Source organism: Streptomyces cylindrosporus (assembly GCF_022698165.1).
Classification (GTDB): Bacteria; Actinomycetota; Actinomycetes; order Streptomycetales; family Streptomycetaceae; genus Streptomyces; species Streptomyces cylindrosporus.
In genome coordinates this window covers 1-1413 of record NZ_JALDAY010000034.1, presented here as the reverse complement: position 1 = coordinate 1413, position 1413 = coordinate 1, and the positions used below count along the sequence as shown (strand labels likewise).

The following is a 1413-nucleotide window of genomic DNA, read 5'->3' as shown; positions in this document are numbered from 1 at the left end:
TGAGACCTGATGCCGAGCCGATTGTGGTGAAGTGGATGATCCTATGCTGTCGAGAAAAGCCTCTAGCGAGTTTCATGGCGGCCCGTACCCTAAACCGACTCAGGTGGTCAGGTAGAGAATACCGAGGCGTTCGGGTGAACTATGGTTAAGGAACTCGGCAAAATGCCCCCGTAACTTCGGGAGAAGGGGGGCCACACCTGGTGATCACTCTTGCAGTGTGAGCTGGGGGTGGCCGCAGAGACCAGCGAGAAGCGACTGTTTACTAAAAACACAGGTCCGTGCGAAGCCGTAAGGCGATGTATACGGACTGACGCCTGCCCGGTGCTGGAACGTTAAGGGGACCGGTTAGTGCGCTTTCGGGCGTGCGAAGCTGAGAACTTAAGCGCCAGTAAACGGCGGTGGTAACTATAACCATCCTAAGGTAGCGAAATTCCTTGTCGGGTAAGTTCCGACCTGCACGAATGGCGTAACGACTTCTCGACTGTCTCAACCATAGGCCCGGTGAAATTGCACTACGAGTAAAGATGCTCGTTTCGCGCAGCAGGACGGAAAGACCCCGGGACCTTTACTACAGTTTGATATTGGTGTTCGGTTCGGCTTGTGTAGGATAGCTGGGAGACTGTGAAGCTCGGACGCCAGTTCGGGTGGAGTCGTCGTTGAAATACCAGTCTGGTCGTGCTGGATGTCTAACCTGGGTCCGTGATCCGGATCAGGGACAGTGTCTGATGGGTAGTTTAACTGGGGCGGTTGCCTCCTAAAGGGTAACGGAGGCGCCCAAAGGTTCCCTCAGCCTGGTTGGCAATCAGGTGTTGAGTGTAAGTGCACAAGGGAGCTTGACTGTGAGACCGACGGGTCGAGCAGGGACGAAAGTCGGGACTAGTGATCCGGCGGTGGCTTGTGGAAGCGCCGTCGCTCAACGGATAAAAGGTACCCCGGGGATAACAGGCTGATCTTCCCCAAGAGTCCATATCGACGGGATGGTTTGGCACCTCGATGTCGGCTCGTCGCATCCTGGGGCTGGAGTCGGTCCCAAGGGTTGGGCTGTTCGCCCATTAAAGCGGTACGCGAGCTGGGTTTAGAACGTCGTGAGACAGTTCGGTCCCTATCCGCTGTGCGCGTAGGAGTCTTGAGAAGGGCTGTCCCTAGTACGAGAGGACCGGGACGGACGAACCTCTGGTGTGCCAGTTGTTCTGCCAAGGGCATGGCTGGTTGGCTACGTTCGGGAGGGATAACCGCTGAAAGCATCTAAGCGGGAAGCCTGCTTCGAGATGAGGACTCCCACCCACTTGATGGGGTAAGGCTCCCAGTAGACGACTGGGTTGATAGGCCGGATCTGGAAGCACCGTGAGGTGTGGAGGTGACCGGTACTAATAGGCCGAGGGCTTGTCCTCAGTTGCTCGCGTCCACTGTGTT

Annotated in this window: 1 rRNA gene; it reads left to right on the top strand. The window is 56.6% G+C overall.

Annotated elements, in window-relative coordinates:
* Nucleotides 1–1391, top strand: a 23S ribosomal RNA gene (locus tag MQP27_RS50725); the annotation flags it as partial.
* Nucleotides 1392–1413 lie beyond the last annotated feature (22 nt).